Annotated in this window: 17 protein-coding genes and 1 other annotated feature; of the genes, 14 read left to right on the top strand and 3 right to left on the bottom strand. The window is 37.8% G+C overall.

Going from position 1 to position 16,590, the window contains the following annotated elements; genetic code table 11:
• The first annotated feature begins 99 nt into the window (after nt 1–99).
• From AC3WSK_RS12555 to AC3WSK_RS12545, 3 genes are all read left to right on the top strand, one after another.
• Entirely contained in the window at nt 100–579 is a 480-nt protein-coding gene (locus AC3WSK_RS12555; RefSeq protein WP_079563438.1) for a DUF456 domain-containing protein, read from the top strand.
• A gap of 176 nt (nt 580–755) precedes the next feature.
• Nucleotides 756–1,361 (top strand): superoxide dismutase, encoded by a 606-nt coding sequence (locus AC3WSK_RS12550; RefSeq protein WP_079563437.1) that lies wholly within the window; start codon nt 756–758, stop codon nt 1,359–1,361.
• A 400-nt stretch (nt 1,362–1,761) separates the two neighbouring features.
• Nucleotides 1,762–3,966 carry a peptidoglycan D,D-transpeptidase FtsI family protein gene (locus AC3WSK_RS12545; RefSeq protein WP_079563436.1) on the top strand — a complete coding sequence of 735 codons (2,205 nt, stop codon included), beginning with the start codon at nt 1,762–1,764 and terminating at the stop codon, nt 3,964–3,966.
• 137 nt (nt 3,967–4,103) lie between these two features.
• On the opposite strand, the gene AC3WSK_RS12540 is transcribed toward AC3WSK_RS12545, so the two are convergent.
• Nucleotides 4,104–4,301 carry a hypothetical protein gene (locus tag AC3WSK_RS12540; protein WP_240518366.1) on the bottom strand — a complete coding sequence of 66 codons (198 nt, stop codon included), beginning with the start codon at nt 4,299–4,301 and terminating at the stop codon, nt 4,104–4,106.
• Between the two features lie 422 nt (nt 4,302–4,723).
• On the opposite strand from AC3WSK_RS12540, the gene AC3WSK_RS12535 reads away from it, so the two are divergent.
• The 9 genes from AC3WSK_RS12535 (at nt 4,724) to AC3WSK_RS12495 (ending at nt 14,605) form a co-directional block, all read left to right on the top strand.
• On the top strand, nt 4,724–5,698 hold the full coding sequence (locus tag AC3WSK_RS12535) for a PstS family phosphate ABC transporter substrate-binding protein (RefSeq protein WP_427484773.1): 975 nt from the start codon (nt 4,724–4,726) through the stop codon (nt 5,696–5,698).
• A gap of 64 nt (nt 5,699–5,762) precedes the next feature.
• A complete protein-coding gene (pstC, locus tag AC3WSK_RS12530) occupies nt 5,763–6,710 on the top strand; it encodes a phosphate ABC transporter permease subunit PstC (RefSeq protein WP_427484772.1) in 948 nt (315 codons plus the stop codon).
• Nucleotide 6,711: 1 nt separating this feature from the next.
• A complete protein-coding gene (gene pstA / locus AC3WSK_RS12525) occupies nt 6,712–7,590 on the top strand; it encodes a phosphate ABC transporter permease PstA (RefSeq protein WP_079563433.1) in 879 nt (292 codons plus the stop codon).
• A gap of 12 nt (nt 7,591–7,602) precedes the next feature.
• Entirely contained in the window at nt 7,603–8,436 is an 834-nt protein-coding gene (pstB, locus tag AC3WSK_RS12520) for a phosphate ABC transporter ATP-binding protein PstB (RefSeq protein WP_079563432.1), read from the top strand.
• A 13-nt stretch (nt 8,437–8,449) separates the two neighbouring features.
• Nucleotides 8,450–9,109 carry a phosphate signaling complex protein PhoU gene (phoU, locus tag AC3WSK_RS12515; RefSeq protein WP_079563431.1) on the top strand — a complete coding sequence of 220 codons (660 nt, stop codon included), beginning with the start codon at nt 8,450–8,452 and terminating at the stop codon, nt 9,107–9,109.
• 891 nt (nt 9,110–10,000) lie between these two features.
• Entirely contained in the window at nt 10,001–10,873 is an 873-nt protein-coding gene (locus AC3WSK_RS12510) for a vWA domain-containing protein (protein ID WP_079563429.1), read from the top strand.
• Between the two features lie 220 nt (nt 10,874–11,093).
• On the top strand, nt 11,094–12,164 hold the full coding sequence (locus AC3WSK_RS12505) for a mechanosensitive ion channel family protein (RefSeq protein ID WP_492413396.1): 1,071 nt from the start codon (nt 11,094–11,096) through the stop codon (nt 12,162–12,164).
• Between the two features lie 39 nt (nt 12,165–12,203).
• Nucleotides 12,204–12,468, top strand: a binding site (T-box leader).
• Nucleotides 12,469–12,650: 182 nt separating this feature from the next.
• Nucleotides 12,651–14,036 (top strand): anthranilate synthase component I, encoded by a 1,386-nt coding sequence (trpE, locus tag AC3WSK_RS12500; RefSeq protein WP_492413394.1) that lies wholly within the window; start codon nt 12,651–12,653, stop codon nt 14,034–14,036.
• Entirely contained in the window at nt 14,033–14,605 is a 573-nt protein-coding gene (locus tag AC3WSK_RS12495; protein WP_079563426.1) for an anthranilate synthase component II, read from the top strand. The genes trpE and AC3WSK_RS12495 overlap by 4 nt, the downstream gene beginning before the upstream one ends.
• An 80-nt stretch (nt 14,606–14,685) precedes the next feature.
• Here AC3WSK_RS12495 and AC3WSK_RS12490 read toward each other — a convergent pair whose 3' ends face one another.
• On the bottom strand, nt 14,686–15,180 hold the full coding sequence (locus tag AC3WSK_RS12490; RefSeq protein ID WP_492413392.1) for a hypothetical protein: 495 nt from the start codon (nt 15,178–15,180) through the stop codon (nt 14,686–14,688).
• 3 nt (nt 15,181–15,183) lie between these two features.
• Nucleotides 15,184–15,627: a hypothetical protein gene (locus AC3WSK_RS12485; protein WP_079563424.1), complete on the bottom strand. Its 444-nt coding sequence runs from the start codon at nt 15,625–15,627 to the stop codon at nt 15,184–15,186.
• 159 nt (nt 15,628–15,786) lie between these two features.
• Here AC3WSK_RS12485 and rpmG point away from each other — a divergent pair, with 159 nt between their 5' ends.
• Nucleotides 15,787–15,936: a 50S ribosomal protein L33 gene (gene rpmG, locus AC3WSK_RS12480; RefSeq protein WP_008408521.1), complete on the top strand. Its 150-nt coding sequence runs from the start codon at nt 15,787–15,789 to the stop codon at nt 15,934–15,936.
• A 68-nt stretch (nt 15,937–16,004) separates the two neighbouring features.
• The gene (locus AC3WSK_RS12475) at nt 16,005–16,589 is read left to right on the top strand and encodes a 5-formyltetrahydrofolate cyclo-ligase (protein WP_492413390.1); all 585 of its coding nucleotides are present in this window, start codon (nt 16,005–16,007) and stop codon (nt 16,587–16,589) included.
• Nucleotide 16,590: the final 1 nt, after the last annotated feature.

Genomic DNA, 16,590 nt, shown 5'->3' with positions numbered 1-16,590 from the left:
CCTTTATTAGTTACGAGGAAACAGCTCTACTCTCGAATATAGAGGAAATCAGGACTTCTAATTATCTAACTTGATGCACGACAAAAGGGGAGGTTTTTTATGGAAGTTGTAGGCTGGGTATTAGTGATTGCCTGCTTTATCATTTCATTTGTTGGATTGGTGTACCCGATCATTCCAGGTGTGATTTTTTTACTTGGTGGTTTTTTAGTATATGGATTGTTTTTTTCATTTGCAGAGTTAAGCTGGTTGTTCTGGACGAGTGAAATTATATTTGTTGTCATATTATTTGTTGCTGATTCTGTAGCAAATGCCTTTGGTATTAAGAAATTCGGTGGCTCCAATGCAGGTATGTGGGGCAGTACTATTGGTTTATTAATTGGCCCGTTCATCATTCCTGTTCTAGGAATAATAGTAGGTCCATTTTTAGGAGCGGTAATTGCAGAGTTAATGGTAGAGCGTCGTACATTTGGAGAGGCTGTAAAAAGCGGTGTTGGCTCTCTCGTGGGCTTCTTAACATCGACACTTGCAAAAGCTGTGATTCAAATCGTCATGATTGTTGTGTTCTTTATAGCGATATGATTTTCTTCCCTAAGACGTTTAACAATTAAAGAAACAGGTTAGGATAGTAATCGTATTGGCTTTTCAGTCAAAAGGCTGAAATCTTTAATTTGAAGTATTTTTCGTTGAATGGTTTGACCAATTTTGATAATCTAATAATGTATTAATTATTTCTTTACTTTAGGAGGAACTTAACAATGGCTTATGTATTACCACAATTAACTTACGCTTATGACGCATTAGAACCACATATCGATGCAAAAACAATGGAAATTCACCATTCAAAACACCACAATACTTATGTAACAAACTTAAACGCAGCAGTAGAAGGCACTGAATTTGCTGAAAAAGGCATTAACGAACTTATCGCAAACATGGATGCTCTTCCAGCTGACAAACAAACTGCTGTTCGTAACAATGGTGGCGGACATGCTAACCATACATTATTCTGGGAAGTAATCGCTCCAGGCGGATCAAACACTCCAGTTGGCGAAGTAGCAAAAGCAATCGATGCTAAATTCGGTTCTTTCGATGCATTCAAAGAAGAGTTTGCAAAAGCTGCTACAACTCGCTTCGGTTCAGGGTGGGCTTGGTTAATCGTTGATGGTGACTCAGTTGCTGTTACATCTACTCCAAACCAAGACTCTCCAGTTATGGAAGGTAAAAAACCAGTCCTAGGTTTAGACGTTTGGGAGCATGCTTACTACTTAAACTACCAAAACCGTCGTCCAGATTACATCGGCGCATTCTGGAACGTAGTAAACTGGGATGTAGTAGAAGCTAAATTCCAAGCTGCAAAATAATCTCTATTTAGATAGAAGGCTATGCCCCGGTGATGTATCACCGAGACATAGCCTTTTTTGCTGTCTTTTTAGGTTCTAAATGCTTCTAGGTATCCTATAAATGGTTGGGGATGTTCCGATACGCCTGCTAAAAAATTAGAAGTCAGTCGGTTAAATTGAAGGAGGAGTTCGCCTTGCTGTTTGAAGAAGTTTTATATTGTGCCTCCCTCTTCCAATAATTTATGTCAAAACATTTTTCAAGTAATCAATAAAAAAAAGAAACTTTTCATTTTAAAATGCCGTCAAATAGAATGATGTTTTCAAACATAAATTCACAAGTACATGCTTTCCTGACGTATCTTCGAATGGTATACTAGATATCGTGTATTTAAATTGTAATTAGATGAGGAGGGGAATACATATGCGCAAAGCACCGGGAAAAAACCGCGCGACGAATGTTAAAGCAAAACATCACTCTAATTTAACATTTCGTATGAATGTCCTTTTCTTTGCTATATTTATGGTATTTTCGTTGCTGATTTTTAGGCTTGGCTATATGCAGATTGTAAAAGGGGAAGATTATGTACGCGAATTAGAGCGTAAAGAAGAGGTACCTGTTAATACAAGTGTGCCAAGGGGACGTATGTATGATCGATACGGACGTATTTTAGTGGATAACCAACCAGAAAATGCTATTACGTATACGAAAATGCCGAGGACAACAACTGATGAAATGCTGGAAATAGCGGAAAAGCTGGCACAATTGATTGAGCAGCCTATAAACCGTGTCACTTTACGTGATAAGCAGGATTTTTGGATTAATAAAAATCGTGACGCTGCCTCTGAAAAAGTAACCGAGGCAGAAAAAAAGAAAATTGGAAACCAAGAAAATAAGACGACAAGTCAAATCAATGGAGAGATAGATAAACTTGTTCGTGAACGAATTACAAACGAAGAATTATTACAACTGACAGACAAGGATATGGAAGTATTAGCAATTTTCCGAGAGATGGCATCAGGCTACAATTTATCACCGCAAATTATTAAGAGTGAAAATGTATCAGATAGTGAATTTGCACTTGTCTCTGAGCGTTTAACTGAACTACCAGGCGTTAACACAACAACGGACTGGAAGCGTTTGAAATTATCATCACTCGCTATTTTAGGACGCACAACCGTACCAGCAAAAGGGATTCCGAAAGAAAAGCTGAATTATTATTTAGCTCGAGATTATTCACGAAATGACCGTGTTGGTGAAAGTTATATTGAAGCGCAATATGAAGATTTACTGCAAGGACAAAAATCCGTTGTTAAAAATATTACGGATAAAAAAGGTCAAGTAGTCGATACCGTTACGACTTTTGAGGGTAAACCTGGTAATGATTTAGTCTTAACACTGGATAGCGAGTTAACCGCTGAACTTGACAAAATTGTTGAGGAAGAATTGCTTAAAGTAAAATCACAAGGGGCTTCAGCTTTACTTGATCGTGCCTTTTTAGTTATGATGGACCCAAATACAGGCGATGTTTTATCAATGAATGGTAAAAAAATTGAAAAAAATCCTGAAACAGGAAAGAATGAAGTCGTTGATTATTCGTATGGGACCTTTACAACAGCTTATGAGGCAGGTTCTGCAGTTAAGGCAGCAACATTGCTAACTGGGTATAAATTGGGAGCCATTACGCCAAGTACTGTATTAGGGGATGAACCAATCCAATTATTAAATACACCAGTAAAAAAATCTGTTTTTAACCCTGGTGGCTATATTTCAATGGATGGTTTAAGAGCCTTGGAGCAATCTTCTAACGTTTATATGTTTAAAACAGCTCTGCTTATTAATGGAACACCATATAGCTATGGGATGCCACTTCGTTTAAAAGACGATACATTCCCAAAAATGCGTAATTCTTATGCACAATTCGGGTTAGGTGTAAAAACAGGGATCGATTTACCAAATGAAGTTAGTGGGGTACAAGGTCTAACTGGTCCAACCTATGGGGGTAAAGCACTCGACTTAGCTATTGGACAGTATGATACGTATACACCGTTACAATTGGCACAGTATATCTCGACAATTGCAAATGGTGGCTATCGCATTCAGCCACATGTTGTGAAGGAGGTACGTGAACCATCAAATGATGGGCAATCGCTAGGTCAATTAGTAACAGAAATAGGACCAACAATTTTAAATCAGATTGATAACTCAGCAGATGAAATTAACTATGTAAAACAAGGGTTACGTCGTGTTTATACAGGCGCAAATGGTACAGCAAAAAGATATTTTGCAAATGCACCATATACAGCCGCAGGAAAAACAGGAACAGCTGAAGTAATGTATTACGGGGATTTACGACAGTATAGGGGTCAGTATTCACTTACTTATACACATGTAGGCTTTGCCCCTTATGAGAATCCTGAAATTGCCTATGCCGTAGTTATTCCTTGGGCTTCAACAAACCCTAGACAACCTTTTTCGGCTAATAATGAGATTGCAAGAAGAGCTGTAGATAAATATTTTGAGTTAAAAGCAAAATATAACACTGAAAAAGTGACAGAAAGTAATGTAAAACAACCAATTTTACCTGCTATTACACAAGACAAAATTGGTGAAGATGAGCAAAAATAAGAGAAAACCGCTAGTGCATATCAATGCCTAGCGGTTTTTTTACAGTTTCAGAGTATTATTGACTACCCGCGAAAAAACCACGGTATGAAAAAATAATAACTTTCATACCGTGGTTTATTTATTCTCCAATAAAAGACTTATTGTACAGATAATTGTTGAATAGCTATTTCAAATTGTTGTTTCGGTTTTATTCCATAAAGCTCTATATTATTACAAAAATAAGACTCTACCATAAAATCAGCGGCTTCCTGTAGAGTATATTCCCGATGATCCATAATAAGTGTTAAATATGTTTTGAAGTAATTGGCATTTTGTACTTTTGCATGTTTAATCACAAAGTCAAACTCCTCTTAGATTATTTCCTGACACAATTGCTTATTATAGCATCTTTCCATTAGGAAGCAAGTTTATCCTCACTTTGAAGAATGCTCCTACCTCTGAAGGTAGTGAAATCCATGCAGCTATGGTCCCTTTCATAGGGGGCAGGCACCTAAGTAAATAGAGGAAATCAGTCTAAGTAAGTCCCATCCCGTGGCAATTTATCTATAGCGACAGCAACAACATGTTTTCTGTGCGAAAGCGAAGCGACAGCAATAACAAATAAGTCAATTGTAAACCCATCTTTACAATCGTTTACAAAGCATTACATTCCTTTACGTCTCTTTTACGAACTGTTTATACGACTTCAACAATTAGTCATTATAGTAAAGATTGTAAGACAAATAACTATAAAATGTTTATGACGGGGGCAAATGAGATGAAAAAGTGGAAGTACTTAACGATGACAGCGGTAATGGGGTCAGCATTAATGCTTGGCGCATGTGGTAGCGACTCTGCGCAAAAAGGTAACAATGCAGAAACAAACGCACCGGCGAGCACGGGACAAGATGCTGCTGACAAAAAGCTGCAAGGAGCTGTAGCTGGAGATGGTTCATCAACAGTCGCACCAATTATTGAAGCAGTTGTTGAAGAGTATGCAGGGGCTCAACCGAATGTCAAAGTATCGGTAGGTGTTTCAGGTACTGGTGGTGGTTTTGAAAAATTCATCGCAGGTGAGACAGACTTTTCAAATGCATCTCGTCATATAAAAGATGAAGAGAAAGCAAAACTAGAGAAGGCGGGAACTGCTTTTACAGAGCTACCATTAGCATATGACGGCATATCAATTGTCGTGAATCCTGAGAATGATTGGGCAAAAGATTTAACAGTAGAGCAATTAAAGAAAATTTGGGTAGAAGATGGTAAAGCTAAAAAATGGTCTGATATTGATCCATCTTGGCCGGACGAAAAAATTGTCTACTACTCACCAGGTACTGACTCAGGGACGTACGATTACTTTGATGAAGTTATTTTAGACGGTGCTGATCTAGCAAGCTCAGCAACATTATCAGAGGATGATAATATGCTAGTTCAAGGTGTAGCAGGTGACAAAAACGCAATCGGCTTCTTCGGCTACGCATACTACCAAGAAAATAAAGATAAATTAGGCATCGTGAATGTAAATGGTGTTGAGCCAACAAATGAAACAATTGAATCTGGTGAATACGCACCGCTTTCACGACCATTATTTGTATATGTGAAAAATAGTGCTATGAAAGAAAGCGAAGCGGCATATGATTTTATCAAATTTACACTTGAGCATGCAGGAGAAATGGCAGAAGCAGTAGGTTATGTCAGTCTACCTGAAGATAAATATAGTGAAGCTTTAAAAACTTTAGAAGGCTTAAAATAAGTAGACATGCATAGAGGGAAAGAGATGTATGCTCTTTCCCTCTATTATTTGAAAGGAGCACCTAATGGTTTCTCAAAAAGAAAACAAGACATCATCTGTGCAGCAATTAATTGCAAATTCGCGCAATCAAAAAACGAAGAAAATAGTGGAAAAAGCAATGCCAGCACTATTATTTTCTGCAGCTCTTATATCAATATTGACGACATTTGGCATAGTTTTCACCCTTATTTTTGAAACGTTTGAATTCTTTAAACGTGTTTCGATTACGGATTTCCTATTTGGTACACAGTGGCTACCGTTTTCAGGAAAGGAACCGTTATTTGGGATTTTACCTTTAATAGCTGGAACATTGAAAGTTACGCTTATTGCAGTTGTCGTAGCAGTTCCGTTTGGCATAGCTTCAGCTATTTATTTAAGTGAATATGCAAGTGAAAAAATAAGACGTACAGTTAAGCCTATTTTAGAAGTGTTAGCGGGTGTACCAACAATCGTTTATGGCTTCTTTGCATTAACATTTGTAACGCCAATGTTACAGCAAATTATTCCAGGGTTAAAACTTTTTAATGCACTTAGTCCAGGGATTGTTGTTGGGATTATGATTTTACCAATGATTACGTCACTTTCTGAGGATGCGATGTCATCGGTCCCAAATAGTATGCGTGAAGGGGCTTTAGCTCTTGGAGCAACAAAGTTTGAAGTAGCTATAAAGGTAGTATTACCAGCTGCCTTATCAGGTATTGTCGCTTCAGTTGTTCTCGCTATTTCCCGGGCAATTGGAGAAACTATGATTGTATCGCTAGCAGGTGGATCTACGCCTAAATTCGATTTAGATGTGACAGACTCGATTCAAACGATGACTGCGTATATTGTACAAGTTGCAACAGGAGACGCTGGTTATGGTACGACAATTTATTATTCTATTTATTCAGTCGGATTCACATTATTTATCTTTACTTTAGTGATGAATTTACTAGCCCACTATATTTCGAAACGCTTCAGGGAGGTTTACTAGCATGCGCTATATGGACGACACGGCCGTCATGAAACGAATGACAAAGCGTATTACATTCAATAAAGTTTGGAAGTCATTTTTCTTCTTAGCAACAACCTTTGCTTTAGTGACACTTGTTATTTTGCTTTATCGCATAGTAACGCAAGGTGTCGATTATTTATCCATCGATTTTTTAACAAATTTTGCTTCACGTTTTGCAGATAAAGCGGGTATTAAGGCAGCTTTAATAGGCTCACTTTGGCTGATGGCAGTCGTCGCTCCAGTATCGATTATATTAGGTGTAGGGACTGCGATTTATTTAGAAGAGTATGCAAAGAAAAATCGATTAAATGATTTTATTCGTATGAATATCTCGAACTTAGCGGGTGTTCCTTCCATTGTTTTTGGTTTACTTGGGTTAACAATTTTTGTTCGAATGCTGGGACTTGGAAAAAGTGTTTTAGCAGCCGGCTTTACAATGAGTTTATTAATTTTGCCAGTGATCATTGTTGCCGCGCAGGAGGCAATTCGTGCAGTACCGAATGAACAACGAGAAGCTTCTTATGGTATGGGTGCGACAAAATGGCAAACGATTGTGCATGTTGTGCTACCAGCAGCCATTCCTGGGATTTTAACAGGAAGTATATTAGCGATGTCTCGTGCGATTGGTGAAACAGCACCACTAGTAGTTATAGGTATTCCAGTTATTTTACAATTTTTACCTAACGGCTTGTTAAGTCAATTCACAGCTTTGCCAATGCAAATATACGATTGGGCAAAACGTCCGCAAGAGGCATTTCAATATGTAGCGGCAGCCGGTATTTTAGTACTTATGACCGTGCTTTTACTGATGAACTCTATTGCCATTTTTATTCGAAATAAATTCCAAAAACGTTATTAATGAGGTGACCTTATGGTACTGGGTATTAAAGAGGAAAAATCAATTGTCAAATCCATTCATACGGCTACAAAGCCATCTGCTGATGTTGCAAAAAAAATAGTATATGATACACGTAATTTGAATTTGTGGTATGGTGATCATCATGGTTTAAAAGACATCAACTTAAGCATCTATGAAAATGAAGTAACAGCTATAATTGGACCTTCTGGCTGTGGGAAATCTACTTATTTAAAAACTTTAAATAGAATGGTAGAGCTTGTACCGAGTGTTCGAACATCAGGGGAAATAGTCTATCGTGAGCGCAATATTTTAGATAAAAACTATACGGTCGAGGAATTACGTACCCGAGTAGGTATGGTATTCCAGAAGCCAAACCCATTCCCAAAGTCTATCTACGATAATATTGCATATGGTCCACGTATCCATGGTATTAAAAATAAGAAGATTCTTGATGAGATCGTTGAAAAGTCTTTACGAGGTGCGGCAATTTGGGATGAAGTAAAGGATCGCTTAAACCAAAATGCATATGGCCTATCAGGTGGTCAGCAACAACGAATCTGTATTGCGCGTTGTTTAGCCATTGAACCAGATGTTATTTTAATGGATGAGCCAACATCCGCACTTGATCCGATTTCTACATTAAAAGTCGAGGAGCTTGTACAAGAACTGAAAAAAGATTATTCAATTATTATAGTGACACATAATATGCAACAAGCAGCGCGTATTTCCGATCGTACAGCATTTTTCTTAAGTGGAGAGGTTGTTGAGTACGATAAAACAGACGTTATATTCCAAACACCAGCAGATCAACGTACTGAAGATTATATTTCAGGTCGATTCGGCTAAGGAGGAGCAGTAAATGGTAGTACGTGAACGTTTTGAACAGGAATTAAAAGAAGTCCAAGAACAATTTATTGAGATTGCTAATAGTAGTGTCAATGCTCTTAAATTAGCATTTGAAGCATTATTAAATCAGGATTTAGAGGCATCTTTAAAAATTCTTGAGGATGATTTAATCATCAATCGTCTTGAAGAAGAAATCAATGATCATGTTATTTTAATGATTGCGAAGCAGCAGCCTGTAGCTACTGATTTACGTCGTCTCATGGTTCTTGTAAAAGCGGCATCTGATATGGAAAGAGTGGGGGACTATGCAGTTAATATTGCAAAAGAAACGATTCGTATAGGAAAAGAGCCCTTAGTCTTTCCTACAACAAATTTGCAAACGATGTGTAATAAGACTGTAGAAATGCTAGAAAGTATTATAAAAGCATTTACAGAGGAAGATACTGCTCATGCCAAGGAAATTGCTGAACTAGATGATTACGTTGATGATTTATATGGAGCGACAGTAACGCTATTGCTACGTGCCGGAGCTGAAAATCCAGCACATATTTCTCAAATCACACACCTAACATTCGTTTGCCGATATTTAGAGCGCTCAGCTGACCATGCAACAAATATTGCGGAACATTTATTCTACTTGGTCAAAGGTAAACATTATGAATTAAATAATTAGTAACCGGAGAGCCAATTATAGGCTCTTTTTAGTTTGTCGACATAAGAATAAAATGTATCAATAATCAAAGGTTGATTTACACTCCGAGTTGGCGCGGGCTTGGGCTCAATCTCCTCGTCACTTCGTTCCTGCCGGGCTTTCAGCTCAAGCTCATCCCGCAGGAGTCGCCACTCTCCGTGAAAAATCAACAGTTCCTATCGAAAGTATGAGTAAACATAAAGCTTTATTCATTAGGAGTAACGTTTGTTTTGCAGTCTGATAAGAGCCAATTATAGGCTCGTTTTTTCATAGTGTTGAAAAACAACGCTTAAGGGGATTTTTGATTTTTGTAAATATGGTGTAGGGTGATTCCGTGCTACTAATTCTCCTGTGAGCCAGTGTCGAGCCACTTTGTTAACACTCCACTTTTGCACTTGTACCCAATTCTTTTGATGCTTCATTTTCGCACAAACAAAACCCTCTGCTGCCGTTTCATTGGCACTACGCTTTCGCGCAAAAAACATCTATTGGCCCGAACCCTGGAACGCGAAAGTAGGGGAACAAAGGCTAAGAGCATCACGGCCTGTGATAACGCCTTCGTGACCAACATCCCGTCGCTACCGCTACGGTAGCACTACGCTTTCGCACAGAAAACATTTGTTGCCCCAAGCGGCTCATCGGACGCCCCCAGGAAGTTCTGCTCTGCGCGAAAGCGAAGCGTCAGCAACAAAGCGCTCAGTCGGAACGGAAATCAACCCCTCGCCTTGCTGAAGAGCCGTATAATACTAAGTAATAGCAACATTTTATTAAAAATAGCGTCAAAATACTGCATGCATTATTGTATTGTCAAAAAATTATTTTGGTTATACTATAGACATTATCCGAAAAAATGTGCTGAGGTGGTGCTGTTTCGTGAAAGATGCTGTAGAATTACTCATAGAGAAATTTGATCTGGAATTCACACCAGAACAACGAGACTTTTTATGTTTTCTATATGAAAACTTACATCTTGAGGAATTAAGTGACAAAGAACAAAGTTTTTTTATTGACTATTTTTACAAGAGTGAAACATTACGAAATATGGCAGCATTTGCACTTGAATTGGCAGATATCATGCGTGAAATTTGCGAACTTATACCAGCTATTGAGAAAACCGAACGATTGACCAATGGAAAAGAGCAACGCTTGTATAATGAGCGAAAGTGGCAGATAGCTAGGCGTCAAAAGCTAAGTCGTCAAACAATAAAAAAAGGAAATATCCTATATGTTCCTTTTGATGAATACAAAGAAGAAACAGGTCCAATTATTATCTGTCTTGAACAAACAACAGGAATGGCTGCATATTCTGAACTTTGTAAAAGCATAATTTTACCGTTATTTATGAACGCGCACCGTGAACGTCGCGATTTATATATCGTTCCATATGACTGTCAAATTCATGTGCATTATCGATTCGAAAACGGTCATTTAAATTTATCAGATTTTAAGGATTTTATTGAATATAAGGCAAAGGGAGAAGCTGCAATTCTGCCAGTACTTCATTTTGTAAAAGGCTTGCTTCAAGAAAATCAGCATTGTACAGAAGCGGATATTATCATTTTTACAGAAGGTACTCCAATCGATGGACAGTATCTCGTTGGAAAGCAAGCGAAAGCTTTACTTGAAGAAATGAAGCGTAAGTACCATGCTGAATTTTCGGTTATCGCTATGCATGAACATAATTTTAATGAGCAGCAATTTTGGTTCGTCAACAAAGCTTTTTTTGCGGATGACGCTATTCAATAAAAAAGGAGCTGATCGTATTGATTGGCTGCTTTTTTGTAGTTAAGGACACTATAGATTTTGATGCCTGTGGTTCACCTAAGCATAGTCGGCGTCTAGGATAAAGTGCTACATCCTCGAGGTCGCTTCAATCCCTCGGTTAAAAGTGCTGGAGCGTTTACTTTTGCTTCGGGCTCTCAAGCGCATTTGTTCTGAATATACATAGTAGTTAGAGGAGAAAGATATGGATTCATTGAAGTGGTTATTACCTAAGATTACAGCACCGACATGGACGGAGGTTATTGTTGCCATCGCTTTTTGTGTCGTTGGTTGGCTGTTTCAACAATTTGTAATAAAGAAAATTATTAATCGCATAGTTGTATTTTTGAGAAATCGTCAACGAGAATTTCAAGCAACGGTGCTAGAACAATTTAATAAATCGATTCGCTATGCATTCATGTCTGCGGTGATTGTACTTAGCTTGTCGTTAATATTAGATGTATTCTTATTTACACATGTAGCAACTAAAAATTTTGTGTTGTCTATTATGGTGTTTTTTGCCTTTAAAGGTGTATATGATGTATTACATTTTTATACAAAGCAGCCACTAACATTGAATAATGATGAAGAACCGAATGTCCTGTTACCGTTTTTTCTTCGTATAGGAAAAGTACTTATCATGATATTGGCAATGTTTATGATTGCTTCATTTTGGGATTTTAATTTGAATGGTTTTTTAACGGGGATTGGTTTAACGGGTGTGGCGATTGCCTTTGGTATTCGAGATACACTAGCACATGTTTTTGGTGGGATGTCAGTCGCATTAGATAACCCGTTTCAAATTGGTGATTGGGTAGCAACAGAGGACCAAAAAATTGAAGGAACAATTGAGGATATTAATCTTCGAAGTACATTAATTCAAACGGGTGATAAAGGGCTTGTTTATGTACCTAACTCTTATTTGGTAAATCGACCAATCTATAATTTATCCAAAAGGGAAAAACGAAAATGTGAGCATTTTTTATTTGTTGCTGCTGAAAATGAAGAAGAAACATTACGCAGTGCTTTAAGTGCCATTCAAAAGGAAATTTATTTGCATGCTCAAACAGAAAAAGATATGATTCATGTATGTATAGATGAGTTTTATCCAACTTCCTATCGAGTCCTTGTACGTTTCTTTGTGGCAACAAACGATACGGCAGTAATGCTGAATGTGCGACAGGATATTTTGTTTGCTATTCGTCAAATCTTTCAAGAACAAAATATTATAGTAGCAAATCCGGCTGAAGATGAATGGATTAGTACTAAAAAATAATTTGAATTGTTTGTTTTCTTGTTTTACAATGAATACATGCAATCAGCTTTGATGAAGAGTAGTAGCCATTATTTTTTGTTTTAGAGAGCTAGTGGTCGGTGGGAACTAGTACAAAAACTTGGCGAATGGACTTCGGAGCTCTAATCCTGAATAAAGTATGGATTAGCGTCTGCCTACGTTATAGGGTATAGAGATGGTCTTTAAATCTTTCAGTGGCTACCTAAGCATCAGCTGAATGTAATTATGCCGGGGCATAATTGATGAAGACCAATGAAGGTGGCACCACGGCTTTTCCGTCCTTTTGTGATGGAAAGGCCTTTTTATATGTTTTGGTGGAACTGAACAGTGTTATACAGTTCAAGTTCCTGACACAATGTTTAGTTAAAAGAAAGTGAAATGGTAACGAAACGCCAGTGTCAAAACGCCAGTGCATAATTGATAGATTTTGGTGTAGAAGAGCAGAGCATAGAGAAGGAGAGAAAGAGGATGACAGTTGAGCTTAGAAAGTTTGCCATGAAGGCATTACAGGGTGATATGATGACGCCAATTTCCGTTTATCAATCACTTGAAGGGAAGCATAAAATGCTTTTCGAATCGTCTGCCAAGCATGAAGAAAGCGGGCGTTACTCGTTTATCGCCGTCAACCCAATTGCAGAACTAATTGGAGATAGGGATGGTTATTCTTATACAAAAGAAGGAGAAACAGAAAAATCGAATGACAATGTATTGCTAAAATTACAGCAAGTTATGCCATATCATAAGACAAAGTACCCTTTCGCCTTTTTTGGAGGAGCTATTGGGTTCTTTGGTTACGAAACAGCATTTTATACAGAACAAATAGGTGAATACTTGCAGGATGATCTAGAAATGCCCGATGTTCATGTCTTTTTCTATGATACATTTATTGTTTTTGATCATTTAAAGCAAGAGGTTACATTAGCAGCAATCGATTTATTTAATGAAGGGCGTTCTCTTGAATCGATGGAATTGGCTATTTCTACAATGCAGAAGCAGCTTCATGCTGGAACAACTTTTGACGCCATGACGTTTGGAGAGCTAAATTTCAGACCGATGATTGCCAAAGAAAATTTTGTTGCAATGGTTGATCGCGCTAAGCAGCATATTCGTAAGGGTGACATTTTTCAAATAGTCTTATCACAACGCTTCATTTCACCATATAAAGGGAATCCTTTTGCTTTATATCGTCAGTTACGTACTTCTAACCCGTCACCATATATGTTCTATATGGATTTTGGTACGTATACGATTTTAGGAACATCTCCTGAAAGTCTCGTTAAGGTGAAGGATCGAAAGGTCACGACAAATCCAATAGCAGGAACGAAGCCTAGAGGTAAAACTGTGGAGCAGGATAACGCGATTGCGGAAGTGTTATTAAATGATGAAAAAGAAATTGCTGAACATCGTATGCTCGTAGATTTAGGGCGCAATGATCTTGGGCGTATTGCTAAAGTCGGTTCAGTGAAGCTTATAAAATATATGAATATTGAGCGTTATAAACATGTAATGCATATTGTATCGGAGGTTATCGGTGAATTACGTGAGGATGTACATGTTTTGGATGTTCTTAGAACTTGCCTTCCTGCTGGTACAGTATCAGGTGCGCCGAAAATTCGCGCTATGCAGCTAATCAATGAGCTAGAGCCTGTGAAGCGTGGTGTCTACGCTGGCGCAGTAGGTTATATTTCCACTACAGGTGATATGGATTTAGCTCTAGCTATTCGGACAATGATCATCAAGGATTATCGTGCGCATGTTCAGGCAGGGGCCGGTATTGTGTATGATTCAGTGCCTTTGTCAGAATACGAGGAAACACTAAATAAAGCTCGCGCATTATTGGAGGTAAAACAATGATTTTACTAATCGATAATTATGATTCATTCACATATAATTTATTTCAGCAAATAAGTATGCTTGGGAAAGATGTTAAAGTAGTACGTAATGATGAAGTGACAATTGAAGAAATTAAGAAAATGCAACCAGAAGCTATTATTTTATCGCCTGGACCAGGTGCGCCAATAGATGCTGGAATAACAGTAGATGTTGTCAAAAAGCTTTATACGAAATTTCCGATTTTAGGCATTTGCCTTGGACACCAATCGATAGGTCAAGCTTTTGGGAGTAGCATCGTTCAAGCTAAACATATAATGCATGGAAAATTATCGACGATTCAATATGAAAAAACAGGCTTATTTGCTCAGTTAGACGGTAAAATAGAAGTAATGCGCTATCATTCACTCGTCATTGAGCCAAGTACGTTACATGACGATTTTAATATTTTAGCAAAGTCCAGTGGTGATGGTGAAATAATGGCGATTCAACATAAGGAGTACCCACTTTATGGGCTACAATTTCATCCAGAATCCATTGGAACACAAGAGGGGAGCATAATGATGCAAACCTTCTTAGAACAAATTTCATAAACGAAATAAAATAGGCTGCCATCAAAAATCAGTAATTGTGATTTTTGGTGACAGCCATTTTTGCAAATAGGATGGTAATATTATTGCTTTTTCCCTGTAATCAGTTTCGCAATTTCCTCTAATGACATTGAAGAATTGACATCGTAGGCACCAATTTGTAAGCTTCGAGCGTATTTAGGATTAGCAAGTAAAAGTTCCATTTCAACACTATTTTCGATGACGCCACCATCTTCAAGCTTTTGCGCTACGGTATATGGTTCCATACCGCTATAAATTTGAAGTGTCATAGTGGTAACGTTTCCTTGAGACGTCGATTCATGTTTATCTTTAGCCGATGTTTTAGGTGCATCTGTTTTCTGTGAGTTTTCCTTTGGAGCTTGTTTACCTTGTTCCTTTAACAATGCAATTTCTTTATTTGCCTGATCGAGCTTTTTTTGCAGCTCCTCTACATTTTCTGTGTTGTTGGAAGCTTTCGTCGGAAGACCGATATTGAGATCAAAACGAACTGCTAAAGCTAGCAATGCTCCGACAAGAAAAAGTGCAATGCCAAATGCGCGGATAGCGGAATTATTCATAGATTACCGACCTCCGTTTGCAATTACTTGGCGGACTTGCTCTTCAGTTAAGTTCGAACGAATACTTATATCTGCTACAGAAAGACCCTGCTTATTAAGTTCAAGTACCTGACTTATAATAATTTGATGGATAGGTTTCGTTTTTGAAGCAGCTTGACCTGTTTTTGATGTCTGAGCAGCCTGTTGAACAGTTTGCATGACCTGTTGGATGTTCGGATTTGGTATCGTGTTATTTTGTGCAGATGATGATTTAACCTGAAACTCTGGCTCTAATAACAGCTCCTCCTCAACAATTTTCAGACGACGTTTTAAATTATTTGTTTCTTGAAAAATAGAGATGGATAGCTCCTCTACATCTTGTTCGACTTTTTTTGAGTTATTTTTGAAAAAGAACGACACGATAATTAGGAGAATTCCCACAATCATAAGTATGATGGATAAATCCACTAGTTTCACCTCATTAAGTATGTAATTATAAGGTATTTTACCATATGCAAACTTAATATGAAATGAAGGTAGATTTTTTTTTAGTTTATGTTATAATAGGTTAGTCGTATAAATCATGCTCAAAATTTAAATTCTTGATATAGAGTGGGAGGGTTAATAATGCGCGTAAACATTACTTTAGCTTGCACAGATTGCGGCGAACGTAACTACATTTCTAAAAAGAACAAGCGTAACAATCCAGAGCGTCTTGAACTTAAAAAATATTGCTCTCGCGAGAAGAAATACACTCTTCACCGTGAAACTAAGTAATCGCTCATTAAGCCAAAACCACTCGTGGTTTTGGCTTTCTACATTTTTAAGAGGGGGATAAGCTTAACATGGATAAAACAACTTTACGGAACGAGGTAAAGGAAGCTCTTGCTGAAATGAGTGAAGTAGCTTACCGCGATCAATCATTTGCTGTATTAAAAAAAGTGTTACAGGAACCATATATAATAGAAGCAACTACAATCGGCATTACCATTTCCAATAAGCCAGAAATCGACACAATTCAATTAATAAAAGAACTGTGGCAACTTGGTAAAAAAGTGGCAGTACCTAAATGTAATCCAAAGACAAGAGAAATGTCATTTTATGCCATTGATTCGTTTGACCAACTTGAAACTGTTTATATGCATTTGCGTGAGCCAATTCCAGAAAAGTGTGAGTTTGTTGACGCAAATGAAATGGATGTCATCCTTGTTCCAGGAGTTGTTTTTGATCCGTTCGGCTATCGAATAGGCTACGGCGGTGGTTATTATGATCGCTATGTATTAAACTATAAAAAGGGTAAGCTTATGTCTCTCATATTTAACGAGCAGCTATATGAACATCTCCCAAGAGAAGCGCACGACTGCCCAGTAGATATCATTGTGACACCGACAAAACGTCTTGACTGTGTAACACAACGAGGAGCGAACTAAA

This window comes from Lysinibacillus sp. EB271-A1-10B, assembly GCF_058791335.1.
The sequence above is the reverse complement of the archived record's forward strand: the minus strand, read 5'-3'. Positions and strand labels throughout refer to the sequence as shown.